Source organism: Micromonospora solifontis (assembly GCF_003725545.1).
GTDB classification, from domain to species: Bacteria; Actinomycetota; Actinomycetes; order Mycobacteriales; family Micromonosporaceae; genus Micromonospora; species Micromonospora solifontis.
On the sequence record NZ_RJLN01000020.1, the window covers coordinates 1 to 23,070 of the forward strand.

Sequence of the window (23,070 nt, forward strand, 5' to 3'; positions counted from 1 at the left end):
AGGCCCCTGCCCCGGCGGTCAAGGCCACCACGGAGACCGCCACCGCGCCGCGGCCCCGCCGCCGGCAACCGGTCCCGCCGGCGTCCGGTGCGACCGGGGGCGCCGACCCGGAGCCGGGGTCGGCCACCGGCCCCGAACGGGCGGTTCCGGCGCGGTCCGGAGCAGCCGCCACGGAGCCTCCGGCAGCCGATCCGCCCGTACCGGCCGAGCCGCGCCCGGCCGGCCGGTCCAAGCGCCCGCGCAAGGGTCGGACCTCCCCCGCCGCCACCGGATCCAGCGCGGCGACGACGCCCGTCGACCCCGGCCCGCCCGAGGCCGATCCCACCGGACCCGCCGAAACCGGCCCCACCGGACCGGCCGAAACCGGCACTGCCAGGCCCGCCGAAGCCGGTCCCGCGGAAGCCGGACCCACCGAGGCCGGACCGGCCGATGCCGCCGACGGGCTGCCGGCGGTCCCGGTCGCCGAAGCGCCCGACGCCACGACCGACGGTCCGACGCGAGGGCGGAACTTCTTCTTCGACCCGGCACCGGTCGACGCCCCGGCGTCGCCCCGGCCGCGCTTCCCGATCTTCGAGGACGTGACGGACGGGCCGGGCAGCGTCCGGCCCGCCTGGCCGATCGCGCCCGCGCCGGTCCGGCCGGTCAGCCGGCGCGTCAACGGCGGCGACCCGGACGACGCCACCGGAGGCGACGCCACCCCGGGCGGGCCGGCCCCGGTCGAGCCCGCGCCGCGTCCCCGCCACCGCGCCCTGCCGGACCTGGGCCGGGGCACCGCGTGGGACGCCCTCGCCACCGCCCGGCACGCCACCACCGGTGGCGAGGACCCGCCGTCCGAAGAGGACGGGCGGCACGCCGCCCACGCCGCAGCCACAACCCCGGCCGGCGACGACCCGTACCCCGGCGAACCGGCGACCGCGGCGGGCCCGGGGGCCGGTGAGCCCGGCAACGGGAAGGCGAAGCAACGGCGGGGCCTGTTCCGCCGCAACCGCGCCAAAGGGGCCGAACCGCCCGAGGTCGAGGAGCTGGCGCGGGACGAGGAGTACGTCGACTGGGTCGCCGGCCTCGCGTCGGACGACAACCCCGAGGACGCCCGTACCCTGCGCACCGGCCGCCACCACCGCGACTGACCTCCGGGGCGGGCCGACGGTGCGACCGGCCCGTCCCGGAGCGGGTCAGGCCAGCGGCAGGTAGACCCGCGCCCCGGCGGAGACGAATTCCTCGGATTTGTCCCGCATCCCCCGCGCCGCGTAGTCCTTCAACTCCTGGGTGATCTTCATCGAGCAGAACTTCGGCCCACACATCGAGCAGAAGTGCGCGGTCTTCGCCGGCTCGGCCGGCAGGGTCGCGTCGTGGTACGACCGCGCGGTCTCCGGGTCCAGCGAGAGGTTGAACTGGTCCTCCCAGCGGAACTCGAAACGCGCCTTGGAGAGCGCGTCGTCCCAGGCCTGCGCCCCCGGGTGGCCCTTGGCCAGGTCCGCCGCGTGCGCCGCGATCTTGTACGCGATCACGCCCGCCTTGACGTCGTCCCGATCGGGCAGCCCGAGGTGTTCCTTCGGGGTGACGTAGCAGAGCATCGCGGTGCCGAACATGCCGATCATCGCGGCGCCGATCGCCGAGGTGATGTGGTCGTACGCGGGCGCGATGTCCGTGGTCAGCGGGCCCAGCGTGTAGAACGGCGCCTCGTGGCACCACTCCTGCTGAAGATCCACGTTTTCCTTGATCTTGTGCATCGGCACGTGCCCGGGGCCCTCGATCATCACCTGGACGTCGTACTCCCAGGCGATCTTCGTCAGCTCCCCGAGGGCCTTCAGCTCGGCGAACTGGGCCTCGTCGTTGGCGTCCGCGATCGAGCCCGGCCGCAGCCCGTCACCGAGCGAGAAGGTGACGTCGTACCTCGCCAGGATCTCGCACAGCTCCCGGAAGTTGGTGTAGAGGAAGTTCTCCTCGTGGTGCGCCAGGCACCAGGCCGCCATGATCGAGCCGCCCCGGGAGACGATCCCGGTGACCCGGTCCACCGCCAGCGGCACGTACGGCAGCAGCACCCCGGCGTGCACGGTCATGTAGTCGACGCCCTGCTCGGCCTGCTCGACGACGGTCTCCCGGAACACCTCCCAGCTCAGCTTCACCGGGTCGCCGCCGACCTTCTCCAGCGCCTGGTAGATCGGCACGGTACCGATGGGCACCGGCGAGTTCCGCACGATCGCCTCGCGGGTCTCGTGGATCCGCTTGCCGGTGGACAGGTCCATCACGGTGTCCGCGCCCCACCGGGTGGCCCAGGTGAGCTTCTCGACCTCCTCGGCGATCGAGGAGCTGACCGCCGAGGTGCCGATGTTGGCGTTCACCTTCACCAGGAACGCCTTGCCGATGATCGCCGGCTCGCACTCCGGGTGGTTGACGTTGAGCGGCAGCACCGCCCGCCCGGCCGCGATCTCGTCCCGGACGAACTCGGGGGCCACGCCCTCCCGGATCGCCACGAACTCCATCTCGGGGGTGACGATGCCGGCGCGGGCGTACGCGAGCTGCGTCGGCCGCTTCCCGTCGGCGCCGGCCAGCGGCGTGCCGGCGCCCCGCACGGGCGCGACGTCGCCGCGCGCGGCGATCCACGGGCCGCGCAGCGGCGGCAGCCCGACCTCCGGATCGGAGCCGGGGCCGGAGGTGTCGTAGAGCCGGACCGGCGGGTTGTCCCCGGTCAGCTCCACCTCGGCGAACGGCACCCGGAGGTCCGGTCGCGACCCCTCCACATAGACCTTGCGTCGTGCCTGCATGACAGCCTCCCTGGTGGTCAACAGGACCAGCCGAAGTGGTCCAGTGGGCCGCGTCCCGCGCCCAGCTCCCATCCCCGCGCGCCGGTCAGCGCGCGGGTCACGTACTCCTTGCCGGTGGCGACCGCGACCGGCACCGGATCGCCGGCCGCCAGCCGGACGGCGATGGCCGCCGAGAACGAGCAGCCGGTGCCGTGGCTGTGCCGGGTGGCCACCCGCGGTGCCCGCAGCAGCGTGGTCGTCCCCCCGCCGACCAGCACGTCCACCGCCTCGCCGGCGGCGTCCACGTCACCGCCGGTGACCACGACGTGCGCCGGGCCGCCGGCCACGAGGGCCTCGGCCGCCGCGACCATCTCCTCGACCGTGGTCACCCGGCGTCCGGTCAGGGCCGCGGCCTCCGCGCAGTTCGGCGTCGCCACCTCCGCGTACGGGAGCAGTCGCTCGACCGTGGCAACCGCGCCGAGCCGGTGTCCACTGGTGGCGACCAGCACCGGGTCGACGACCAGCCGGGGCAGCCGGCCCGCCTCCGCCGCCTCGGCCACCGCGTCGGCGACCGCCGGCGTGCCGAGCATGCCGGTCTTCACCGCCCGCACCGCGAAGTCGCCGAGCACGCTGTCGAGCTGGTCGCGGACGGTCTGCGGGGGCAACGGCAGGACGGCGTCCACACCTCGCGTGTTCTGCGCCGTGACGGCGGTGATCACGCTGGTGCCGTACGCGCCGAGGGCGGCGAAGACCTTGAGGTCGGCCTGGATGCCGGCGCCTGCGCCGGAGTCTGATCCGGCGATCGTGAGCACTGTTCGTGGGGTCATGGCTTTTCCCTCCCGGTGGGGGGCTGCGGCCGACCGTGCCCACTCCGGGCGGTCAGGCTTGATCCCTCCGTGGGCACGGTCGGCCGCAGCCCTCTCGTGGGGACCTCCGTCGGGAGCTGGCAGCTTCGCGCCACCTGGGTGACCGCCTCATCGAAGGCGCTGCCCAGCGTGGTGGCTGTTTCAGCGGGATCGTGTACGCGCATGAGGGCGCCGAGCACGGCCACTCCGGCCGCTCCCGCCTCGACGCAGGCTCTCACCTGGTCGGGGGTCTCGACGCCGCCGAGGGCGAGGGCCGGGACCGGGCTGACCCGGATCAGCTCGGCGAGCCCGGCCGGCCCGAGGGGTGGGCCGTAGCCGGGTTTGGTCCACGTGGGGAAGACCGGCGACAGCGTCACGTAGTGCTCGGTGGTGCGGCGGGCCAGTTCGGTCCGGTCGTGGCAGGAGCGGCCGACCAGGCCGACGGGCGGCGGCGGGTACGGGCCGGCGGCCGGCAGGTGCACGGCGTCCCCGTCGAGCGGGTCGGGGCCGGCGACGACCAGGGTGCCGCCCGCCTCGGCGAGCACCGCGCGCAGTTCGACGGCGAGGGCGAGGCGCTCGGCCCGCGGCAGATCCTTCTCCCGCAGCACCACCCACCGCACTCCCCCGGCGACCGCCCCCGCGACCACCTCGACCAGCGCCCGCCGCGCCACCCGCCGGTCCGTCAGCAGCACCACGCCGGACGGCACGACACCACCCGCCGCCTCGGCGGCCAGCCGCAGCGGCGCGGTCACAGCTCGGGCCGTCCGTCGTCGGGCGTGGAGGCGAGCGCGTGGAAACGGCGGGCGATCCGGCCCGCCCGGTACGCGAGCCGACCGGCCGCCACGGCGTGCCGCATGGCGGTGGCCATCGCCACCGGGTCCGCCGCCCGGGTGACCGCGCTGGCCAGCAGCACCGCGTCGCAGCCCAACTCCATGGCGAGCGCCGCGTCGGAGGCGGTGCCGATACCGGCGTCGAGGATCACCGGCACGTCCACGCTCTGCCGGATCAGCCGGATGTGGTGCGGGTTGCTCACCCCCAGCCCGGAGCCGATCGGAGCGCCGGCCGGCATCACCGCCGCACAGCCCACGTCGGCCAGCCGCCGGGCCAGCACCGGGTCGTCCGAGGTGTACGGCAACACGGTGAACCCGTCCGCGACCAGCTCCTCCGCCGCCCGCAGCAGCTCCACCCCGTCGGGCAGCAGGGTGCGCTCGTCGCCGATCACCTCCAGCTTCACCCAGTCGGTGTCGAACGCGTCCCGGGCCAGCCGGGCCACCTTCACCGCCTCGGTCGCGGTGAAGCAGCCGGCCGTGTTCGGCAACAGCCGTACGCCGCAGCGGTCCAGCAGGTCGAGCAACCCACCGGCGGTGCCGGGGGCGGTGTCCACCCGACGCAGCGCCAGCGTCACCAGCTCGGTCCCGGAGGCGCGGATCGCCTGTTCCAGCACGTGCAGGTTGGCCGCGCCGCCGGTGCCGAGGACGAGCCGGGAGCCGAACGTGACCCCGCCGAGTTCCAGGGGCACCGCGCTCACCCGCCCTGGGCGGCGCTGAGCACCTCGACCCGGTCGCCGTCGCGCAGCAGGGTCCCCGGCCAGCCACCGCGCGGCACCACCTCGCCGTTCACCGCGACGGCCAGGCCACGCCGCTGATCGGTGACCGCGCGGACGAGGTCCGCGACGCTGGTCCCGCCGGGCACGTCCCGCCCGGCGCCGTTGACGATCAGTCGCACGTCTCCTCCTCGCTGGCGAGCGCGGTCCGTACCGCGCCGGTGAACCGGTCGGGGGTGAAGGGGGCGAGCAGCGGGTCCGGCTCGCCGGTGACGATCAGCTCGGCGACCAGGTCGGCGGTGACCGGGGTGAGCACGATGCCGTGCCGGTGGTGTCCGGTGGCGGCGAGCACGCCGGGCCGGCCGGGCAGCGCCCCGATGATCGGCGCGTTGTCCGGCGTACCGGGGCGCAGCCCGGCGGACGCCTCCACCAGGTCGTACTCGGCCAGCTCGGGAACCAGGTCCACGGCGGCGCGGAGCAGCCGGAGCATCGCGCCGGCGGTCACCTCGGTGTCGGCGCGCTCCTCGACGGTCGCGCCGACCACCACCTCGCCGCTGTCCCGGGGCACCAGGTAGACCGGCTCGCCGTCGGCGTACCCCCGGATCACGTGCCGGAAGCCCGGCGTGCCGCGGCCGGGCGCGCGGAGCCGGAGCAGCTGCCCCTTCACCGGCCGGACCGGCAGGCCGGTGAGCGCCGCCGCGCCGCAACCGGCGGCGACCACGGTGACCCGGGCGTCCACCTCGGACAGGTCACCGACCGCGTCCGGTCGCCACCCCACGCCGGCCCGCTCGGCGGCGGCCCGCAGCGCGGTGACCAGCCGGCGCGGGTCGACCTGGTGGTCGCCGGGGGCGACCGCGCCGCCGCGCACCCGCGGCGCGAGTGCCGGTTCGCGGTCCCGCAGCGCCGAGGGGCGCAGCGGCGTGATCGGCAGTCCCAGGCCCTGCTGGTACGTCCAGAGCCGGCGCGCCTCGGCCAGGTCGTCGGCGGTCAACCCGACCACCAGCGTGCCGTCGGTGCGGTGGCCGATCCCGGTGCCGGCGGCCGCCGCCAGCTCGGCGGCGAAGCCGGGCCAGCGGGCGGCGGACTCGACGAGCAGGCCGGTCAGCTCGTGCTCCCCGAAGTACGCCTCGGCGACCGGCGCCAGCATGCCCGCGGCGACGTGCGAGGCGCCGGAGCCCGGGGCGGCATCGTGCACCACCACCCGCAGCCCGCGCTGCGCGCAGCGCCACGCGATCGCCAGCCCGACCGGCCCCGCCCCCACCACCGCCACGTCCGGAAGGAAGGGCCCCTTCTTAACGCCTGCGGTAGAGCCCGGGCCCCCTCTTAACATGCCAGCGCCCGGAGCAGCTCGGCGGTGGCCCGGGCCGGGTCGGCGGCCTGCGAGATCGCCCCGACCACCGCCACCCCGTACGCCCCGGCCGCGCGCAGCGCCGGCACCGACGCGGCGGTCACCCCGCCGATCGCGATGACCGGCACGTCCACCGCCCCGGCGACCGCGCGCACGCCCTCGGGCCCGATCGGGTCGGGCAGACCGGACTTGGTGGTGGTGGCGTGGCAGGGCCCGACGCCCAGGTAGCCGGCCCCGGCGGCCACCGCCTCCGCCGCGGCCACCGGTTCCCGGGCGGTCGCGCCGAGCACGGCCGTGGCGCCGAGCACCCGCCGGGCCGCCCGCACCGGCAGGTCGTCCGCACCGACGTGGCCGCCCGCCGCGCCCACCGCCAGCGCCACGTGCAGCCGATCGTTGACCAGGCATGTCGCCCCGTACGGTCGGCACAGCGCCAGCACCTGCCGAGCCAGCTCGTACGCCTCGCGGTCGGTGGCCTCGTCCGCCACCCGCACCTGCACGACCAGCTCGGCGCGGGCCACCGGCAGGGCAGCGCGGAGCACGCCGAGCGGGTCCCGCCCCGGCCGGGTGTCGGTGATCAGATGCAGTCGTCCCAGGGACGGCACGGCAACACTCCTCCCTGCGCCGGCATTACCCGGATCAGGTTCGACGGTCGGGGGCTTCCAGCCCCCCTCTCAGCCCGGTGCACCGGGCTCCCGTGGGTCACTTGCGGCCTACCGTACGACGTTCTCCCGGATCCGCCAAGGGCGGGTGGCACTTTTCCCACCCACCGTCCGGGATGGAGGATCGGGACAGCGGGTGACCGTCCACTCACGCCATGCTGTCCGGATGCCTTCGTTGGCCCGGGTTCCGGTCAGAGGATGGCGTCGAGGGCGTCCAGGTCCTCGTCGGTGGGCTGCCAGACGCCCGCCTCGGCGTTGGCACGCACCTGCTCGGGGGTGGTGGCACCGGCGATCACCGAGGTCACCGCCGGACGGGCGGCCAGCCCGCCGATCGCCACCTGCAGCATGGTGAGCCCGCGCTCGGCCGCGTACGCCTCGATCGCCTCGATGGTGTCCCAGTCCGCCGCCGCCAGCCGGGCGGCGTAGCGGCCACCGCCGGCGAGGCGGCTCCCGGCCGGCGGCGCCTCGTTGCGGCGGTACTTGCCGGTGAGCAGGCCGTTGGCCAGCGGGAAGAACGGCAGCATGCCCAGCCCGAACCGCTCGCAGGCCGGGATGACCTCCGCCTCGACCCCCCGCTCCAGCAGCGAGTAGTGGTTCTGCGCCGAGATGAACCGGGTACGCCCCTGGGAGGACGCGGTCCAGTCCGCGTCGGCGATCTGCCAGCCGGCGAAGTTCGAGTTGCCGAGGTAGCGGACCTTGCCGGCGGTGACCAGGTCGTCCAGCGCGGCGAGGGTCTCGTCGATCGGCGTGCCCGGGTCGGGCTCGTGCATCTGGTACAGGTCGATGTGATCGGTGCCGAGCCGGCGCAGCGACGCCTCGACGGCGCGGGCGATGTAGCGGCGGGCGCCCCGGGCGCCGTGATCGGGCCCGTTGAGGCCGTGCATGTCCATGCCGAACTTGGTGGCGACCACCACGTCGTCCCGGCGTCCCTTGAGCGCCTGGCCGAGGAGTTCCTCGGAGCCGCCCTGCGGCTCGCCGTAGATGTCGGCGGTGTCGAAGAAGTTGATCCCGGCGTCGAGCGCGGCGTCGACCACCGCGCAGGTGCCGTCGAGGTCGAGCTTGCGGCCGAAGTTGTTGCAGCCGATGCCGACCACGGACACCACGAGCCCGGAGTCGCCCAACCGGCGGTAGGTCATCTCTGTCACGAGATCCACCCTATGCCGCCCGCCACCCGGCCCACGGGTGGAGCCGGGTCAGGCGACGTCCCAGACCGGCTCCGGCATCTCCACCACCTCGCCGTCCCCACGGAAGAGCACGAACCGGTCGAAGGAACGGGTGAACCAGCGGTCGTGGGTCACCGCGATCACCGTCCCCTCGAACGCGTTCAGGCCCGCCTCGAGCGCCTCGGCGGAGGCCAGGTCGAGGTTGTCGGTCGGCTCGTCGAGCAGCAGCAGGGTCGCCCCGGAGAGTTCCAGCAGCAGCACCAGGAACCGCGCCTGCTGCCCGCCGGAGAGGGTGCCGAACCGCTGGTCGCCCTGCCCGGCCAGCTCGTATCGGGACAGCGCCGCCATCGCCGCGTGCCGGTCCATCCCGGCGCGGTGCTCGTCGCCCCGCCAGAGGATCTCGACCAGCGTCCGCGCCATCAGCTCCGGCCGGTCGTGGGTCTGCGAGAAGTGCCCGGGGCGGACCCGCGCGCCGAGGCGGACCACGCCGTCGTGGGCTACCGGTGCGAGCTTCGCCCCGTCGACCGGGATGTTGGCCGGGTCCGGGTCGGTGCCGCCCCGGGCGAGCAGGCGGAGGAAGTGCGATTTCCCGGTCCCGTTCGCGCCCAGCACGGCGACCCGGTCGCCGTACCAGAGTTCAAGGTCGAACGGGTAGGTCAGGCCGTCGAGTTCGAGCTGCTCGGCGATCACCGCGCGCTTGCCGGTCCGCCCGCCGGTGAGCCGCATCCGGATGTCCTGGTCCTTCGGGGGTACGGGCGGTGGCCCGGCCTCCTCGAACTTGCGCAGCCGGGTCTGCGCCGCCTGGTACCGGGAGGCCATCCCGTCGTTGTAGGCGGCCTTCTGCTTGTACATCAGCATCAGCTCGCGCAGCTTCTGGTGCTCCTCGTCCCAGCGCTTGCGCAGCTCGTCCAGGCGGGCGTGCCGGGCCACCCGCGCCTCGTGCCAGCTGGCGAAGCCGGCCGGGTGCACCCACGCGCTGCCACCCTCCACGGCGACCACCCGGTCGGCGGTCTGCGCCAGCAGCTCCCGGTCGTGGGAGACGTAGAGCACCGACTTGCCGGACTCCCGCAACCGGGCCTCCAGCCAGCGCTTGCCGGGCACGTCGAGGAAGTTGTCCGGCTCGTCGAGCAGCAGCACCTCGTCCGGGCCGCGCAGCAGCAGCTCCAGTGCGAAGCGCTTCTGCTGGCCGCCGGAGAGGGTCCGCACCGGACGCTCCCGGACGGCGTCCCAGGGCAGGTCGAGCACGATGGTGGCGACGGTGTCGAAGAGCACCTCGGCGTCGTACCCGCCGACCTCGCCCCAGGCGGCCAGCGCGTCCGCGTACGCGAGCTGGGCCTTGCCGGCGGCGGTGCTGTACTTGCCGCGGACCTCGGCCGCCCGCATGGCCGCCTCGGTCTCGGCGAGCCGCCGGCCGGCGTCGCGCAGCGCCGGCGGGGCGAGCGACAGTGCCAGGTCGGCCAGCGTGGAGTCGTCCCCGATCATGCCGATGAACTGCCGCATCACGCCGAGCCCGCCGGCGCGGGCGATGGCACCGGTCCGCACCGGCAGGTCGCCGGCGACCATCCGGAGCAGCGTCGTCTTGCCGGCGCCGTTCGGGCCGACCAGGGCCACCTTGGCGCCCTCACCGACCCGGAACGACACCTCGGCGAAGAGTTCCCGGCCGTCCGGGAGGGTGTGCCCGACCCCTGCCACGTCCACATATCCCACGCGGGCATCCTGCCCGAGGGGTCCCGGCGGGCGACACTCGATTACCGGGTGACCCGCAGCACCCGGTACCCCTTCTGGCTGGCCCGCCGTTCCACCTGCCAGCCCTGCTCGACGAGCCAGCGGTGCAGCGAGTCGCCGCCGAGGTGCCGGGCGACGACCAGCCAGGCCACCCCGTCCGGGGCGAGCCGGGGCAGCCAGCGCAGCAGCAGGCCGTGCAGGTCCGCCTTGCCGATGTGGATCGGCGGGTTGGACCAGATCTGCGCGAAGGTGACCTCCGCCGGCACGTCGTCCGGCGCGACGACCCGGACCCGTTCGGCGGCCCCGACCCGGGCGGCGTTGGCGGCGGCCAGTTCGCGGGCCCGCCCGTTGACGTCGACCGCCCAGACCGTGGCGGCCGGCGCGGTGGTGGCCAGCACGCAGGTGATCGGGCCGAAGCCGCAGCCGATGTCGAGCAGCGGGCCGGTGACGTCGCCGGCCGGCAGTTCGGCCTTGCGCAGCAGCACTGCGGTGCCGGGGTCGAGCCGGTTGGCGGAGAAGACCCCGCTGGCCGAGGCGAGGGTGTAGTCGCGCCCGGCGACGGAGAACTCGACCTCGCGCGGCTGGGCGGCGGTCGTCGGTTCAGCGGTGAAGTAGTGGTCGCCGGTCACGTCGGGCATTGTCGCACCGCTCCGATCGGGCACCGGCGACGGTGCGGCGGGGTGCGCGCGACGCCACGCCGCCGGAATTTCCCGATATTACCCTCGAAAGGGGAAATCAGGCCCTAGGGTGGCTCGCATGGTGTATCGGTACGAGTCCGATGAGGACGCCTTCCTGGAGTACCCGAGGCCCGGGTCGGACCCGTCCGTGCCCGCTGCCACGCCGCCTCCGCCTGCCGGCCCCTCACCCTCCCGCTTCCCCACCCCGTCCCTGCCCCCGCCGGTCCGGTCCACCCGGCCGGCCGCCCCCGCGCCGGCGCCCACGCCGGCCCCGGCGCCACCGCCTCAGGCCACGGCCGCGCCCGCCGCTCCCCGGGCCACCATCCCGCTGCCGCAGCCGGCCACCGGCGGCCCCCGCCCGCCGCAGAACGCGGCGTACCGGGCCGCCGAGCCGTTCGACCTGCCGCGCACCCGCCGCGACGATCGCCGGCGCGGCGGCCGGGTCTGGCAGGCACTGATCGGCGGCACCGCCGTCCTGGTGCTGCTCGCCCTCTGCGGGCTGGCGGTAGCCACCCTGCTGCAGAACCGGACCGGCACCCCGCAGGCCGGCTCCCCCACCGGACAGCCGGTGGTGGAGCAGTCCGGCACCGCCGACGGGACCGACCTGGACTCCCGGGACACCGACCAGTTGGCGCTCACCGCCAAGGAGGTCTTCCCGGGCCGGCAACTGGTGGTCACCGACGGCCAGCCCGCGTACGACGTGCTCAAGACCAACTCCAGCGGCAGCTGCGCGGTCGCGGCCAGCGGCGAGATCGCCGAGCTGCTGGCCCGCCTCGGCTGCAACCAGGTGGTCCGGGCCACGCTCCGCTCCCCCGACGGGAAGTACCTGCTCACCACCGGCCTGTTCAACCTCACCGACGTGGCCAGCGCGCAGCGGGCGCGGGACCGGATCCGGCAACTGCTCGACGAACGGCAGGGCCGGTTCCGGGGCATGACGGCCGGCGACGACACCGGGGCCGTGGCCAAAGCCGCCGCCCGGGTCGGCTGGCAGGTACGCGGCCACTACATCGCGTACTGCCTGGTCACCCGGGCCGACGGGGAGCGGATCGCCAGCACCGACGCCAAGGCCCGCGAGATCCTGTACGACCTGATCGAGGTCTACCTGAACCGCGGCGTGCTCGAGCGCCGGGCGAACGGCGGGGTGGCCAGCCAGCCCACCGAGACCCCGACCGACGGCATCACCGGCCAGGACGGCACCCACAACTGAGGGTGCGCCCCGGCGGTCCGGCCGGGGCTCAGCCCTCGGCGACGGGCACCCGCAGCCGGCGGGTGAGTTCGGCGCGGCGGGCGCACCCGGCGGCGTCGTCCGGATAGCCGACCTCGACCAGGGTCAGCCCGTGCGCCGGCGCCACGGTCACCTCGCTGGACCGCTCGCGGCGGCTGAGCAGGCCGGCCGGCCAGTCGACCGGCCGCCGGCCGTCGCCGGCGACCAGCATCGCGCCGACCAGGCTGCGCACCATGTTCTGGCAGAACGCGTCGGCCTGCACGGTGGCGACCAGGATCCCGTCCGGGTCCCGCCGCCAGTCCAGCCGGGTCACCTCGCGCAGCGTGGTGGCGTTCTCCTTGCGCCGGCAGTACGCGGCGAAGTCGTGCTCCCCCACCAGTCCGGCCGCGGCGGCGTTGAGCGCCGCCAGGTCCAGGGGCTTCGGCCAGGCGAGGGTGTCCGTACGGCGCAGCGGCTCGGCCCCCCACGGGGCGTCGGTCACCCGGTACTCGTAGCGCCGGAAGGTGGCCGAGAAACGGGCGTCGAACTCGGCCGGCACCCCGGTCATCGCGCGCACCCGCACATCGGGCGGGAGCAGCCGGGCCAGCCGGCGCAGCAGCCGCCCCTCGTGCTGCCGCCAGACCTCCGCGGGCAGGTCGAGGTGGCAGACCTGCCCGGTGGCGTGCACCCCGGCGTCGGTCCGGCCGGCCACGGTCAGCCCGGTCGCGGTCCCCGCGCCGAGGACCAGGTCCAGCGTCTCCATCAGCACGCCGGCCACTGTGCGCCGGGTGGGCTGGGCGGCCCAGCCGGAGAAGTCGGTGCCGTCGTACGAGACGTCCAGCCGCAGCCGGGTCCGCTCGTCCACCTCGTACCTCCCGTTCACGGAACGGGCCCGGCACCCCGCGTGGGGTGCCGGGCCCGGCCAAGCCCGATGGTCAGGCCTTGCCGTTCTCCTCGGTGGCGAGGTCGCTGTCCTCGCGCGCCTGAGCGGTGTCGCCCGAGTCGGAAACCGGCGGCTCGGAGTCCTGGTCGGCCGGGGCCGACGCCGGGGTCTCCTCGGCCGGGGCCAGGGCCTCGACCTTGTCCTGCTGGGCGGCCTTGCGGGCGGCGGTCTTCTTGTTCGCCTTCGGCTCGGCGACCTGAAGCTCCTCGACCAGCTCGATGATCGCCATCGGAGCGGCGTCACCCTTGCGCGGACCGGTCTTCACGATCCGGGTGTAGCCACCGTTGCGGTTGGCGTACCGGGGCGCGATCTGGTCGAACAGGGCGTAGACCACGTCCTTGTCCTTGACGACGCCCAGCACCCGCCGACGCGCGGCGAGGTCGCCCCGCTTGGCCTTGGTGATGAGCTGCTCGGCCAGCGGACGCAGCCGCCGGGCCTTCGTCTCGGTGGTCTGGATCTTGCCGTGCTGGAACAGCGCAGTGGCCAGGTTGGCCAGCATCAGCCGCTCGTGCGCGGGGCTGCCGCCGAGGCGGGGGCCCTTAGTGGGCGTGGGCATTGTTGGTGCTCCTCAGATGTGGCGGCAGCCGGACTTAGAGCTGCTCGGTCTCGCGGTAGTCGTCGGTGTCGTAGTCGGCCTCGCCGAAGGCGTCCACGACGTGCGCCGGGTCGAAGTTCGGAGCCGAGTCCTTCAGCCCCAGGCCCATCCCGGCGAGCTTCATCTTGACCTCGTCGATCGACTTCTGACCGAAGTTGCGGATGTCGAGGAGGTCGGCCTCGGTACGCCCGATCAGCTCACCAACGGAGTTGATGCCCTCGCGCTTGAGGCAGTTGTAGGAGCGGACGGTCAGGTCCAGCTCCTCGATCGGCAGAGCCAGGTCCGCCGCCAGCTGGGCGTCCTGCGGGGACGGCCCGATGTCGATGCCCTCGGCGGTCTCGTCCAGCTCCCGGGCCAGCCCGAACAGCTCCACCAGCGTCGAACCGGCCGACGCCAGCGCGGTACGCGGGCCCATCGACGGCTTGGTCTCGACGTCGATGATCAGCCGGTCGAAGTCGGTCCGCTGCTCGACACGGGTCGCCTCGACGCGGTACGTCACCTTGAGCACCGGCGAGTAGATCGAGTCGACCGGGATCCGGCCGATCTCGGCGCCCGCCTGCTTGTTCTGCGCGGCGGTGACGTAGCCCCGACCCCGCTCGACGGTCAGCTCCATGTCGAGCCGGCCCTTGCCGTTGAGGGTGGCGAGCTTCAGGTCCGGGTTGTGCACCGAGACACCGGCCGGGGGCTGGATGTCACCGGCGGTCACGTCGCCCGGGCCCTGCTTGCGCAGGTACATGCTGACCGGCTCGTCGTGCTCGGAGCTGACGCAGAGCTCCTTGATGTTCATGACGAGCTCGACCACGTCCTCCTTGACCCCGGGGATCGTGGTGAACTCGTGCAGCACACCGTCGATCTTGATCGAGGTGACGGCCGCGCCCGGGATGGACGACAGCAGCGTGCGCCGCAGCGAGTTGCCCAGGGTGTAGCCGAAGCCGGGCTCGAGCGGCTCGATGGTGAACCGGGACCGGGTCTCGTTGATCGACTCTTCGGAGAGAGACGGTCGCTGGCTGATGAGCATCTTTTCTCTTCTCTTCCGGGGCGCCCGCCATATGACGCCCGACAAACTGTTCCGGTGGCCCGCCCCGGAGGGCGGGCCACCGCAACGAGCCCTTACTTGGAGTAGAGCTCGACGATCAGCTGCTCCTGGACCTGGGTGTCGATCACCTGGCGGGCCGGGAGCGAGTGCACGAGGATCTTCATCTGGCTGGGGATGGCCTCGAGCCACGCCGGAACGGTCTTGGAGCCGGCCTCGGCCTGCGCGACGATGAACGGGGTGAGCTCCTTGCTCTTGCCCCGGACCTCGATGATGTCGTGCTCCTTGACGCGGTACGACGGGATGTCGACCTTCTTGCCGTTCACCGTGAAGTGACCGTGCTTGACCAGCTGACGGGCCATGTCCCGGGACTTGGCGTAGCCGGCCCGGTAGACCACGTTGTCCAGCCGCGACTCGAGGATCTGCAGGAGGACCTCGCCGGTCTTGGCCTTCTTGCCCACGGCCTCCTCGTAGTAGCCGCGGAACTGCTTCTCCAGCACGCCGTAGACCCGGCGAGCCTTCTGCTTCTCACGGAGCTGGAGCAGGTACTCCGTCTCCTTGGTGCGGCCGCGGCCGTGCTGCCCGGGCGGGAACGGCCGGGACTCGAACGGGCACTTCGGGCCATCGCACTTGCTGCCCTTGAGGAACAGCTTCATCTTCTCCCGCCGGCAACGGCGGCAGTCAGCACCGGTGTAACGAGCCATCTCTCTCTAACCTCTCAGACCCGGCGACGCTTCGGCGGACGGCACCCGTTGTGCGGCTGCGGGGTGACGTCGGAGATCTGCCCGACCTCGAGACCGGCGGCCTGCAGCGAACGGATGGCGGTCTCCCGGCCGGAGCCGGGACCCTTGACGAACACGTCGACCTTGCGCATGCCGTGCTCCATCGCCCGACGCGCGGCGGCCTCGGCGGCCAGCTGAGCGGCGAACGGGGTCGACTTGCGGGAGCCCTTGAAGCCCACCTGGCCCGAGGAGGCCCAGGAGATGACCGCACCGGTCGGGTCCGTGATGGACACGATGGTGTTGTTGAAGGTGCTCTTGATGTGCGCCTGCCCGTGGGCGACGTTCTTGCGTTCCTTGCGCCGGACCTTCTTGACGGCGGCTCCGGCACGAGCCTTCGGTGGCATAAGTCTGTGCGCTCCTAGCTACTTCTTGCCGGGCTTCTTCTTGCCGGCGACGGTCCGCTTCGGGCCCTTCCGGGTCCGCGCGTTGGTCTTGGTCCGCTGGCCACGCACGGGCAGGCCCCGGCGGTGCCGGATGCCGGCGTAGCAGCCGATCTCGACCTTGCGGCGGATGTCAGCGGCGACCTCGCGGCGCAGGTCGCCTTCAACCTTGTAGTTGGCCTCGATGTGGTTGCGGAGCTGGACCAGCTCCTCGTCCGTGAGGTCCCGGACCCGCTTGTCCGGCGAGATGCCGGTGGCGGCGAGCGTCTCCAGGGCACGGGTACGACCGACCCCGAAGATGTAGGTGAGCGCGATCTCCATCCGCTTCTCGCGGGGGAGGTCGACGCCGACTAGACGTGCCATGTGCGGGCGTACTCCTCGTGATGTTGTGGCGGAGGTGTGGACCCGTCCCACCCCGCTACCGGCCGTCCCGTCTTTCCGACGCGTTCAACGCCGGCGACCGGGATCGGTCGCTGCCCGAGCGGGCCCCGGCCTCCGACCGGGGGTCAACCACGAGGGGGTACGCGCTGCGTACCGCTCGCGGCTGGGACGAGCTGATGATGTGTGGGGCGTCAGCCCTGGCGCTGCTTGTGGCGCGGGTCCTGGCAGATGACCATGACCCGGCCGTGCCGGCGGATCACCCGGCACTTGTTGCAGATCCTCTTGACGCTCGGCTTGACCTTCACGGTTGCCTTACTTCCCATCTGGCCCGGAGACGCGACGATGCGCGACGCCGGACGTCGAAGACGGACACGGGGACGTCCCGGCCGTCGTCAGGCTTACTTGTAGCGGTAGACGATGCGCCCGCGGGTCAGGTCGTACGGCGAGAGTTCGACGACGACCCGGTCCTCCGGCAGGATGCGGATGTAGTGCTGCCGCATCTTGCCACTGATGTGAGCCAGCACCTTGTGACCGTTCGCGAGCTCCACCCGGAACATGGCGTTCGGCAGGGGCTCGATGACCCGACCCTCGATCTCGATGGCTCCGTCTTTTTTCGGCATGTCCTCCGCTGTCCTGACGTCGGTTGCTCCGGACGGCCCACAACGTCTTACACGGGCGATCCGACCGAGATCAGGACCCCCGCGCCAGCCGCGGCTCCGACTCCCACCGAAGCGCGGGTGGGCATGCCGGAGTGGACGCTGTGCGCCGATCAGAAAGTGTACGCCCGCCTGCGCGCCGTCGCCAAACCGGCCGCCCGACCGGTCACCTCACCGGACGAAAACCGGCAACGTCGCCGACCTGCTGTGATGCCGGCCACACCGAGATGGCGATCATCGCCCGCGGCGGCGGTCCCGTCGCTCGCGCCGGAACTTTCCACCGTGCCGCTCGCCCGGGTGCCGCCCCCCGTGAGCGTCGCCGCCCACGGTGCGCAGCAGCAGGAGCACTCCCCACGGCCCGAGCACCCAGGCCGGCCAGAAGTGGCCCATGTCCCCCGAGCCGACGGAGGAGATCAGCCAGATCACCGTGAGGATGCCCGCCACCCGGAGCCACGGCGACCAGACCCCGAGCAGCCAGCCCCCGCCGTGCCCGGCGTCGACGACCTTGCCGCCTGCGTCGGCCACGGGCGGCGGCGCCGGCGCGGCGACCGGGGCCACCGCGACGCGTTGCGCGGGCGCCGGCCCGGGCAGGTCGGCCAGGACCGCGTCCAGGTCGGCGTACGTCTTCGCGCCGTACACCCGGACCAGCCGCTCGTCGTACTCGTGGAGGTCGAGCCGGCCCTCCTCCAGAGCGACCCGGAGCCGTTCGGCCGTGGCCTCCCGGTCGGCGTCGGCCGCCCGCATCCCGCCCTGCTCCATGGAGGCAAGCATGACACCACGGCGCCACCCGGCGGGAGCCCGGGCCGCCGGGAACAGGATTCCGGCGTCGGCAACGGCCTGGCCGGGACGAAAGCGGCCGGCAGTGCCGAAGGGGGCCGGCCGCCCGATCGGGGCCGAAACCCGTCTCCGGGGCCGCCTACGAACTTGATGACGTAGTCGGATCACCGGACGGCCCGAGTCGGTCAAGCCATCAGGCTCGCAGGGCCGTCACGACGCTCCCCCCGGCGCCGCGCCGGCGGCGGGCTTCAGACCGCCGGGGAGTTCGCCGGCTGTCGGGCGGTGACCAGGTCGCCGAGCCGGGACCGGCCGCCGTCCTCGGCGGTCAGCACCCACACCCCGTCAGGCAAGAGAGCCATCGAGTGCTCGACGTGCGCCGCCATCGACCTGTCCCGGGTCACCACGGTCCACCCGTCGGCCAGCTCCACGGTCCGGGGCGAGCCCATCGTGATCATCGGCTCGATCGCGAGGGCCATGCCCGGCACCAGCCGGGGACCCTTCCCCGGGCGCCCGTGGTTGAGCACGTGCGGGTCCTGGTGCATCTCCGTGCCGATCCCGTGGCCGCCGTACCCGTCGACGATGCCGTACCGGCCGCCCTTGCGGACCGCGTTCTCCACCGCGTGCGAGATGTCGGTGAGCCGGCCCTTGCCGCTGGCCGCGCCCCGGGCGGCGGCCGCGATCCCGGCCCACATCGCGTCCTCGGCCACCGCGGCCATCCTCAGCAGGGCCGGGTCGACCTCGCCGACGCCGACGGTGATGGCCGCGTCGCCGTGCCAGCCGTTCAGCACCGCACCGCAGTCGATCGAGATCAGGTCGCCCTCGCGGAGCACCTGGGTCGACGCGGGGATCGCGTGCACCACCTGCTCGTTCACCGACGAGCAGATCGACGCCGGGAAGCCGTGGTAGCCCTTGAACGAGGGGACGGCGCCGGCCTCCCGGATGGTGGACTCGGCGATGGCGTCCAGGTCGGCGGTGGTCACCCCGGGGGCGACCGCCTCCCGCATCCGACGCAGCGCACGGGCGACCACCAAACCGGCGGCCCGCATCAGCTCGATCTGGTCGGGGGTCTTCAGCTGGATGTCCAGCTGGGGACGACGCATGGAGGCGTTACCTTTCGTCGCGCGGACCAGCGGGGCACGTCGCACGTACCCCGCTGTTCGCACTCTATCCGCCGGGACCGCCGGCGTGCCGTCAGCCGCCGTACGAGCGGAGGGCGTCGATGGCGCGGACCGTGACGTCCTCCACCGGGCCGGTGGCGTCGATGCCGACCAGCTTGCCCTGGGCGCCGTAGTAGTCGACCAGCGGCGCGGTCTTCTCGGCGTACTCCCGGAGCCGGGCGGCGATGGTCTCCGGCTTGTCGTCGTCCCGCTGGAACAGCTCGGCGCCGCACCGGTCGCAGACGCCCTCCCGGGTCGGGGCGTCGAACTCGACGTGCCAGATCTTGCCGCAGCCGCGGCAGGTACGCCGGCCGGAGAGCCGCCGGATCACCTCGTCGTCGTCGACCACCAGCTCCAGCACCAGGTCCAGCGCGGTGCCGAGGTCGGCGAGGAGCTTGTCCAGCGCGGCCGCCTGCGGCGTGGTACGCGGGAAGCCGTCGAGCAGGAAGCCCTCGCTGGCGTCCGGCTCGGCGAGCCGGTCGCGCACCATGTTGATGGTGACCTCATCCGGGACCAGCTTGCCGGCGTCCATGTAGCGCTTCGCCTCGACGCCCAGCGGCGTGCCCTGGGAGACGTTGGCACGGAAGATGTCACCGGTCGAGATCTTCGGCACCGAGAGGTGGGCGGCGATGAACTCCGCCTGTGTGCCCTTGCCCGCGCCCGGCGGGCCAACCAGAACGAGTCGCATCTACCGCAGGAACCCTTCGTAGTTCCGCTGCATGAGTTGGCTCTCGATCTGCTTCACGGTCTCCAGACCGACGCCGACCATGATGAGCACAGCGGTGCCGCCGAACGGGAAGTTCTGGAACTGCTGGTTGTCGAGCCAGATGAAGAAGAAGTTCGGCAGGATCGCGATGATGCCGAGGTAGAGCGCGCCCGGCAGGGTGATCCGGCTCAGGATGAAGTCGAGGTACTCGGCGGTCGGCTTGCCGGGGCGGATGCCCGGCACGAAGCCGCCGTACTTCTTCATGTTGTCCGCGACCTCGGTCGGGTTGAACGTGATCGACACGTAGAAGTACGTGAAGAAGATGATCAGCAGGAAGTAGATCGCGATGTGCTCCGGCGCGCTGGCCTTCACGATGTGGTTCGAGATCCAGGCCTGGGTCTTCCCCGGGTTGTTCTGGTCGAAGAACTGAAGGATCAGCGTCGGCAGGTAGAGCAGCGACGAGGCGAAGATGACCGGGATGACGCCGGCCTGGTTCACCTTCAGCGGGATGTAGGTGGAGGTGCCGCCGTACATCCGCCGGCCGATCATGCGCTTGGCGTACTGCACCGGGATCCGGCGCTGCGCCTGCTCGATGAAGGTGACCGCGGTGATGACCAGCAGGACCAGGGCGATGACGAGGAAGAACATCCCCCAGCCCTTGGTGGTCTTGATCTTCCAGCCCTCGCTGGGGAGCCGGGCCGCGATCGAGGTGAAGATCAGGACGGACATGCCGTTGCCGACGCCCCGGTCGGTGATCAGCTCACCGAGCCACATCACCACGCCGGTGCCGGCGGTCATGGTCATGACCAGGATCGACAGCGTCAGCCAGTCCGGGATCCCGGTGCCCTTGGGGACGATCGGGAACTGGTCGCACTGGTTGTTGAAGAGCTGCCCGGAGCGGGCCAGCGCCACGAACGCCGACGACTGCAGGATGCCCAGGCCCAGGGTCAGGTACCGGGTGTACTGGGTGATCTTCGCCTGGCCGGCCTGGCCCTCCTTGCGGAGCTGCTCCAGCCGCGGGATGACCACGGTCAGCAGCTGCAGGATGATCGACGCGGTGATGTACGGCATGATGCCGAGCGCGAAGACCGACAGCTGCAGCAGCGCACCACCGGAGAAGAGGTCCAGCAGGCTCAGCACCCCGGTGCCGCCACCCTGGATGGTGTCGAGGCACTTCTGCACGTTGCCGTACGAGACGCCCGGGCTGGGCAGCGTGGCGCCGAGCCGGTAGACCGCAATGATGCCTACTGTGAACAGCAGCTTCTTGCGCAGGTCAGGCGTACGGAACGCACTGAGAAAGGCGGACAGCAACTTCTTCCTCCTGCGCGACGCGGGCCGCCGGTGATGATCCCTGGCGGAGCGGGGTGGGTGCCGGGCGAGTGCCCGATATCCATGGCTGGGATGGGACTCTAACAGTCCCGCCCCGGTCCGGGCAGATGTGCCCGGCTACATAAAACGAATCCGATGTTACCCGGCGCACACGCGGCCGGTAGACCATGGCGCCCGCCCAGTTGCGAACAACTGAACGGGCGCCATGGACAGTGCCTTACAGCTCGGTGACCGAGCCGCCGGCGGCGGTGATCTTCTCCTTGGCCGACGCGCTGAACGCGTGCGCCGAAACCTGGAGCGCCACCCCACCGAGATCGCCGGTGCCGAGCACCTTGACCGGCTGGCCCTTGCGGACCGCACCGGCCTCGACCAGCTCGACCGGGCCGACCTGGCCGCCGTTCGGGAACAGCTCGGCGAGCCGGTCCAGGTTGACCACCTGGAAGACGACCTTGAACTTGTTCTTGAAGCCCTTCATCTTCGGCAGGCGCATGTGGATGGGCATCTGCCCACCCTCGAACGCCGGCGAGATGTTCTTCCGGGCCTTCGAACCCTTGGTACCGCGACCGGCGGTCTTGCCCTTCGAGCCCTCACCGCGACCCACGCGGGTCTTGTCGGTCTTGGCTCCGGGCGCCGGACGCAGGTGGTGGACCTTGATCGTCATTACTCGACCTCCTCGACCTTCACGAGGTGGTTGACCGTGAAGATCATGCCGCGGATCTCCGGACGGTCCTCCTTGACCACCACGTCGTTGATCCGCTTGAGACCGAGCGAACGCAGCGAATCACGCTGGTTCTTCTTGGTCCCGATCTCGGACCGGACCTGGGTGACCTTCAGGCGCGCCATCAGGACGCCACCCCCGCCCGCGACGCCAGCATGGCGGCCGGCGCGACGTCCTCGACCGGCAGACCACGACGGGCCGCGACCGCCTCGGGCGACTCGAGCGCCTTCAGGGCCGCCACCGTGGCGTGCACGATGTTGATCGGGTTGGACGAGCCGAGGCTCTTGGAGAGCACGTCGTGGATGCCCGCGCACTCCAGCACGGCGCGCACCGGACCGCCGGCGATGACACCCGTACCGGCCGAGGCCGGCTTGAGCAGCACCACACCGGCCGCGTCCTCGCCCTGCACCGGGTGCGGGATCGACTGACCGATCCGCGGCACCTTGAAGAAGTGCTTCTTGGCCTCCTCGACACCCTTGGCGATCGCCGCGGGCACCTCCTTGGCCTTTCCGTAGCCCACACCGACGGTGCCGTCGCCGTCACCCACGATCACCAGGGCGGTGAAGCTGAAGCGACGACCACCCTTCACGACCTTGGCGACGCGGTTGATCGCGACGACCCGCTCGAGGTGCGGGGTCTTCTCGACGGGCGCGTTTCCGCGGCCGCCCTCACGGCGGTTGTCGCGGCGACCACCCTCGTTGCCACCGGACCCGCCGCCACGGCGCTGTTGACCTGGCATCAGCAGCCTTCCTTCTCTCTCGTGACGGGGTTTCTAGAACTCGAGCCCGGCTTCGCGGGCGGCGTCGGCAAGCGCGGCGACCCGCCCCGCGTACCGGTTGCCACCGCGGTCGAAGACGACCTTCGAGACGCCGGCGGCCTTGGCCCGCTCGGCGAGCAGGGCACCGACCTTGCCGGCCAGGGCGCTCTTGTCGCCCTCGGCGCCGCGCAGCGAGGCGTCCATGGTCGAGGCCGACGCCAGGGTGTGACCCTTGGTGTCGTCCACGATCTGGGCGACCATGTGCCGCAGGGACCGGGTGACGACCAGGCGGGGACGCTCGGCGGTGCCGCTGATGTTCTTGCGGACCCGGAAGTGCCGGCGCGCACGCCCGACGGCGCGCTTGGCGGCAACGCCGCGGCGGCGCTTGAGCAGCGTGGCGCTCACTTCTTACCTGCCTTTCCAGCCTTACGGCGGATGACCTCGCCCTGGTACTTCACGCCCTTGCCCTTGTAGGGCTCCGGCGGACGGATCTTCCGGATGTTGGCGGCGACCTCGCCGACCTGCTGCTTGTCGATGCCCGCCACGTGGAACAGCGTCGGCTTCTCCACCGTGAAGGTGATGCCCTCCGGCGCCGGCACGAGGACCGGGTGCGAGAACCCGAGAGCGAACTCCAGGTCCTTGCCCTTGGCCGTGACGCGGTAACCGGTACCGGCGATCTCGAGGCTCTTGCGGTAGCCCTCGGTCACGCCGACGATCATGTTGGCCACCAGCGTACGGCTCAGGCCGTGCAGCTCCTTGGCCTTGCGCTCGTCGTTCGGCCGGTTGACGTGCAGCTGGCCGTCCTCGCCCCGCTCCGCCGTGATCGGCTCGGCCAGCACGTGGCTCAGCTCGCCCTTGGGGCCCTTCACCTTGACGGTCTGGCCGTCGATCGTGATGTCGACGCCGGAAGGCACCGGGATCGACTTACGTCCAATACGCGACATTTCT

Annotated in this window: 28 protein-coding genes, 1 pseudogene and 1 riboswitch; of the genes and pseudogenes, 2 read left to right on the plus strand and 27 right to left on the minus strand. The window is 72.5% G+C overall.

The genetic code is table 11. The features are described 5' to 3' along the window. Nucleotides 1–1,127 (plus strand): annotated as a pseudogene (locus tag EFE23_RS28825) (hypothetical protein); the annotation flags it as partial. A gap of 45 nt (nucleotides 1,128–1,172) precedes the next feature. On the opposite strand, the gene thiC reads toward EFE23_RS28825, so the two are convergent. The 10 genes from thiC to EFE23_RS09615 form a co-directional block, all read right to left on the minus strand. Next, complete coding sequence (gene thiC / locus EFE23_RS09570; protein ID WP_123240559.1) at nucleotides 1,173–2,765, minus strand: phosphomethylpyrimidine synthase ThiC; 1,593 nt, start codon at nucleotides 2,763–2,765, stop codon at nucleotides 1,173–1,175. Nucleotides 2,766–2,782: 17 nt separating this feature from the next. Beyond that, nucleotides 2,783–3,571, minus strand: a complete 789-nt coding sequence (gene thiD, locus EFE23_RS09575) for a bifunctional hydroxymethylpyrimidine kinase/phosphomethylpyrimidine kinase (RefSeq protein ID WP_123240560.1) — start codon at nucleotides 3,569–3,571, stop codon at nucleotides 2,783–2,785. Further along, on the minus strand, nucleotides 3,568–4,296 hold the full coding sequence (locus EFE23_RS09580; RefSeq protein ID WP_123240617.1) for a thiamine phosphate synthase: 729 nt from the start codon (nucleotides 4,294–4,296) through the stop codon (nucleotides 3,568–3,570). Before EFE23_RS09580 ends, thiD begins: the two co-directional genes overlap by 4 nt. A gap of 41 nt (nucleotides 4,297–4,337) precedes the next feature. After that, complete coding sequence (locus EFE23_RS09585) at nucleotides 4,338–5,117, minus strand: thiazole synthase (RefSeq protein WP_123240561.1); 780 nt, start codon at nucleotides 5,115–5,117, stop codon at nucleotides 4,338–4,340. Then, the gene (gene thiS, locus EFE23_RS09590; RefSeq protein ID WP_123240562.1) at nucleotides 5,114–5,314 is read right to left on the minus strand and encodes a sulfur carrier protein ThiS; all 201 of its coding nucleotides are present in this window, start codon (nucleotides 5,312–5,314) and stop codon (nucleotides 5,114–5,116) included. Before thiS ends, EFE23_RS09585 begins: the two co-directional genes overlap by 4 nt. Continuing rightward, nucleotides 5,305–6,462, minus strand: coding sequence for a glycine oxidase ThiO (thiO, locus tag EFE23_RS09595; protein ID WP_123240563.1), 1,158 nt, complete (start codon nucleotides 6,460–6,462; stop codon nucleotides 5,305–5,307). The genes thiS and thiO overlap by 10 nt, the downstream gene beginning before the upstream one ends. Beyond that, on the minus strand, nucleotides 6,456–7,082 hold the full coding sequence (gene thiE, locus EFE23_RS09600; protein WP_123240564.1) for a thiamine phosphate synthase: 627 nt from the start codon (nucleotides 7,080–7,082) through the stop codon (nucleotides 6,456–6,458). The genes thiO and thiE overlap by 7 nt, the downstream gene beginning before the upstream one ends. Further along, nucleotides 7,077–7,185, minus strand: a riboswitch (TPP riboswitch). (Overlaps the previous gene by 6 nt.) Before the next feature lie 145 nt (nucleotides 7,186–7,330). Beyond that, the gene (locus EFE23_RS09605) at nucleotides 7,331–8,293 is read right to left on the minus strand and encodes an aldo/keto reductase (protein ID WP_199736996.1); all 963 of its coding nucleotides are present in this window, start codon (nucleotides 8,291–8,293) and stop codon (nucleotides 7,331–7,333) included. A 39-nt stretch (nucleotides 8,294–8,332) separates the two neighbouring features. Further along, nucleotides 8,333–10,009, minus strand: a complete 1,677-nt coding sequence (locus EFE23_RS09610) for an ABC-F family ATP-binding cassette domain-containing protein (RefSeq protein WP_123240566.1) — start codon at nucleotides 10,007–10,009, stop codon at nucleotides 8,333–8,335. 41 nt (nucleotides 10,010–10,050) lie between these two features. Beyond that, nucleotides 10,051–10,656, minus strand: coding sequence for a class I SAM-dependent methyltransferase (locus EFE23_RS09615; protein ID WP_123240618.1), 606 nt, complete (start codon nucleotides 10,654–10,656; stop codon nucleotides 10,051–10,053). Between the two features lie 127 nt (nucleotides 10,657–10,783). Here EFE23_RS09615 and EFE23_RS09620 point away from each other — a divergent pair, with 127 nt between their 5' ends. Beyond that, on the plus strand, nucleotides 10,784–11,911 hold the full coding sequence (locus tag EFE23_RS09620; RefSeq protein ID WP_123240567.1) for a hypothetical protein: 1,128 nt from the start codon (nucleotides 10,784–10,786) through the stop codon (nucleotides 11,909–11,911). 28 nt (nucleotides 11,912–11,939) lie between these two features. Here the strand turns inward: EFE23_RS09620 and truA are convergent, their stop codons facing one another. The 17 genes from truA to rplF form a co-directional block, all read right to left on the minus strand. Then, the gene (gene truA, locus EFE23_RS09625; RefSeq protein WP_123240568.1) at nucleotides 11,940–12,773 is read right to left on the minus strand and encodes a tRNA pseudouridine(38-40) synthase TruA; all 834 of its coding nucleotides are present in this window, start codon (nucleotides 12,771–12,773) and stop codon (nucleotides 11,940–11,942) included. A 70-nt stretch (nucleotides 12,774–12,843) separates the two neighbouring features. Further along, complete coding sequence (gene rplQ / locus EFE23_RS09630) at nucleotides 12,844–13,407, minus strand: 50S ribosomal protein L17 (RefSeq protein WP_123240569.1); 564 nt, start codon at nucleotides 13,405–13,407, stop codon at nucleotides 12,844–12,846. Between the two features lie 34 nt (nucleotides 13,408–13,441). After that, nucleotides 13,442–14,464, minus strand: a complete 1,023-nt coding sequence (locus EFE23_RS09635) for a DNA-directed RNA polymerase subunit alpha (protein ID WP_007073009.1) — start codon at nucleotides 14,462–14,464, stop codon at nucleotides 13,442–13,444. Between the two features lie 92 nt (nucleotides 14,465–14,556). Beyond that, the gene (rpsD, locus tag EFE23_RS09640) at nucleotides 14,557–15,183 is read right to left on the minus strand and encodes a 30S ribosomal protein S4 (RefSeq protein ID WP_123240570.1); all 627 of its coding nucleotides are present in this window, start codon (nucleotides 15,181–15,183) and stop codon (nucleotides 14,557–14,559) included. Between the two features lie 14 nt (nucleotides 15,184–15,197). Beyond that, on the minus strand, nucleotides 15,198–15,605 hold the full coding sequence (gene rpsK, locus EFE23_RS09645; RefSeq protein WP_014440747.1) for a 30S ribosomal protein S11: 408 nt from the start codon (nucleotides 15,603–15,605) through the stop codon (nucleotides 15,198–15,200). A gap of 18 nt (nucleotides 15,606–15,623) precedes the next feature. Further along, the gene (gene rpsM / locus EFE23_RS09650; RefSeq protein ID WP_123240571.1) at nucleotides 15,624–16,004 is read right to left on the minus strand and encodes a 30S ribosomal protein S13; all 381 of its coding nucleotides are present in this window, start codon (nucleotides 16,002–16,004) and stop codon (nucleotides 15,624–15,626) included. 209 nt (nucleotides 16,005–16,213) lie between these two features. After that, nucleotides 16,214–16,327 carry a 50S ribosomal protein L36 gene (rpmJ, locus tag EFE23_RS09655; RefSeq protein ID WP_073834917.1) on the minus strand — a complete coding sequence of 38 codons (114 nt, stop codon included), beginning with the start codon at nucleotides 16,325–16,327 and terminating at the stop codon, nucleotides 16,214–16,216. A gap of 93 nt (nucleotides 16,328–16,420) precedes the next feature. Continuing rightward, nucleotides 16,421–16,642: a translation initiation factor IF-1 gene (gene infA, locus EFE23_RS09660; protein WP_007073013.1), complete on the minus strand. Its 222-nt coding sequence runs from the start codon at nucleotides 16,640–16,642 to the stop codon at nucleotides 16,421–16,423. Nucleotides 16,643–16,912: 270 nt separating this feature from the next. Then, nucleotides 16,913–17,449 (minus strand): DUF1707 SHOCT-like domain-containing protein, encoded by a 537-nt coding sequence (locus tag EFE23_RS09665; protein ID WP_233600935.1) that lies wholly within the window; start codon nucleotides 17,447–17,449, stop codon nucleotides 16,913–16,915. Between the two features lie 254 nt (nucleotides 17,450–17,703). Beyond that, entirely contained in the window at nucleotides 17,704–18,555 is an 852-nt protein-coding gene (gene map / locus EFE23_RS09670) for a type I methionyl aminopeptidase (protein ID WP_123240573.1), read from the minus strand. A 91-nt stretch (nucleotides 18,556–18,646) separates the two neighbouring features. Next, on the minus strand, nucleotides 18,647–19,300 hold the full coding sequence (locus EFE23_RS09675) for an adenylate kinase (protein WP_123240574.1): 654 nt from the start codon (nucleotides 19,298–19,300) through the stop codon (nucleotides 18,647–18,649). Further along, on the minus strand, nucleotides 19,301–20,629 hold the full coding sequence (gene secY / locus EFE23_RS09680; RefSeq protein WP_123240575.1) for a preprotein translocase subunit SecY: 1,329 nt from the start codon (nucleotides 20,627–20,629) through the stop codon (nucleotides 19,301–19,303). 235 nt (nucleotides 20,630–20,864) lie between these two features. Further along, nucleotides 20,865–21,308 (minus strand): 50S ribosomal protein L15, encoded by a 444-nt coding sequence (gene rplO, locus EFE23_RS09685; RefSeq protein WP_123240576.1) that lies wholly within the window; start codon nucleotides 21,306–21,308, stop codon nucleotides 20,865–20,867. Beyond that, nucleotides 21,308–21,490 carry a 50S ribosomal protein L30 gene (gene rpmD / locus EFE23_RS09690; protein WP_013473693.1) on the minus strand — a complete coding sequence of 61 codons (183 nt, stop codon included), beginning with the start codon at nucleotides 21,488–21,490 and terminating at the stop codon, nucleotides 21,308–21,310. The genes rplO and rpmD overlap by 1 nt, the downstream gene beginning before the upstream one ends. Then, nucleotides 21,490–22,104, minus strand: coding sequence for a 30S ribosomal protein S5 (gene rpsE / locus EFE23_RS09695; protein WP_120780907.1), 615 nt, complete (start codon nucleotides 22,102–22,104; stop codon nucleotides 21,490–21,492). Before rpsE ends, rpmD begins: the two co-directional genes overlap by 1 nt. A 33-nt stretch (nucleotides 22,105–22,137) precedes the next feature. Continuing rightward, a complete protein-coding gene (gene rplR, locus EFE23_RS09700) occupies nucleotides 22,138–22,527 on the minus strand; it encodes a 50S ribosomal protein L18 (protein ID WP_123240577.1) in 390 nt (129 codons plus the stop codon). Then, entirely contained in the window at nucleotides 22,524–23,066 is a 543-nt protein-coding gene (gene rplF / locus EFE23_RS09705; protein ID WP_123240578.1) for a 50S ribosomal protein L6, read from the minus strand. The genes rplR and rplF overlap by 4 nt, the downstream gene beginning before the upstream one ends. Between the last annotated feature and the right edge of the window lie 4 nt (nucleotides 23,067–23,070).

Excerpts from the sequence above, each read along its gene's own strand:
- thiO (WP_123240563.1), bottom strand. The coding sequence starts at position 6,462 with ATGTTAAGAGGGGGCCCGGGCTCTACCGCAGGCGTTAAGAAGGGGCCC.
- thiD (WP_123240560.1), bottom strand. The coding sequence starts at position 3,571 with ATGACCCCACGAACAGTGCTCACGATCGCCGGATCAGACTCCGGCGCA.
- infA (WP_007073013.1), bottom strand. The coding sequence starts at position 16,642 with ATGCCGAAAAAAGACGGAGCCATCGAGATCGAGGGTCGGGTCATCGAG.
- thiC (WP_123240559.1), bottom strand. The coding sequence starts at position 2,765 with ATGCAGGCACGACGCAAGGTCTATGTGGAGGGGTCGCGACCGGACCTC.
- rpsE (WP_120780907.1), bottom strand. The coding sequence starts at position 22,104 with ATGCCAGGTCAACAGCGCCGTGGCGGCGGGTCCGGTGGCAACGAGGGT.
- EFE23_RS09620 (WP_123240567.1), top strand. The coding sequence starts at position 10,784 with ATGGTGTATCGGTACGAGTCCGATGAGGACGCCTTCCTGGAGTACCCG.
- rpmD (WP_013473693.1), bottom strand. The coding sequence starts at position 21,490 with ATGGCGCGCCTGAAGGTCACCCAGGTCCGGTCCGAGATCGGGACCAAG.
- rplF (WP_123240578.1), bottom strand. The coding sequence starts at position 23,066 with ATGTCGCGTATTGGACGTAAGTCGATCCCGGTGCCTTCCGGCGTCGAC.
- EFE23_RS09665 (WP_233600935.1), bottom strand. The coding sequence starts at position 17,449 with ATGCTTGCCTCCATGGAGCAGGGCGGGATGCGGGCGGCCGACGCCGAC.
- rpsK (WP_014440747.1), bottom strand. The coding sequence starts at position 15,605 with ATGCCACCGAAGGCTCGTGCCGGAGCCGCCGTCAAGAAGGTCCGGCGC.
- rplO (WP_123240576.1), bottom strand. The coding sequence starts at position 21,308 with ATGACGATCAAGGTCCACCACCTGCGTCCGGCGCCCGGAGCCAAGACC.
- rpsD (WP_123240570.1), bottom strand. The coding sequence starts at position 15,183 with ATGGCTCGTTACACCGGTGCTGACTGCCGCCGTTGCCGGCGGGAGAAG.
- rplQ (WP_123240569.1), bottom strand. The coding sequence starts at position 13,407 with ATGCCCACGCCCACTAAGGGCCCCCGCCTCGGCGGCAGCCCCGCGCAC.
- rpsM (WP_123240571.1), bottom strand. The coding sequence starts at position 16,004 with ATGGCACGTCTAGTCGGCGTCGACCTCCCCCGCGAGAAGCGGATGGAG.
- EFE23_RS09635 (WP_007073009.1), bottom strand. The coding sequence starts at position 14,464 with ATGCTCATCAGCCAGCGACCGTCTCTCTCCGAAGAGTCGATCAACGAG.
- EFE23_RS09675 (WP_123240574.1), bottom strand. The coding sequence starts at position 19,300 with ATGCGACTCGTTCTGGTTGGCCCGCCGGGCGCGGGCAAGGGCACACAG.
- map (WP_123240573.1), bottom strand. The coding sequence starts at position 18,555 with ATGCGTCGTCCCCAGCTGGACATCCAGCTGAAGACCCCCGACCAGATC.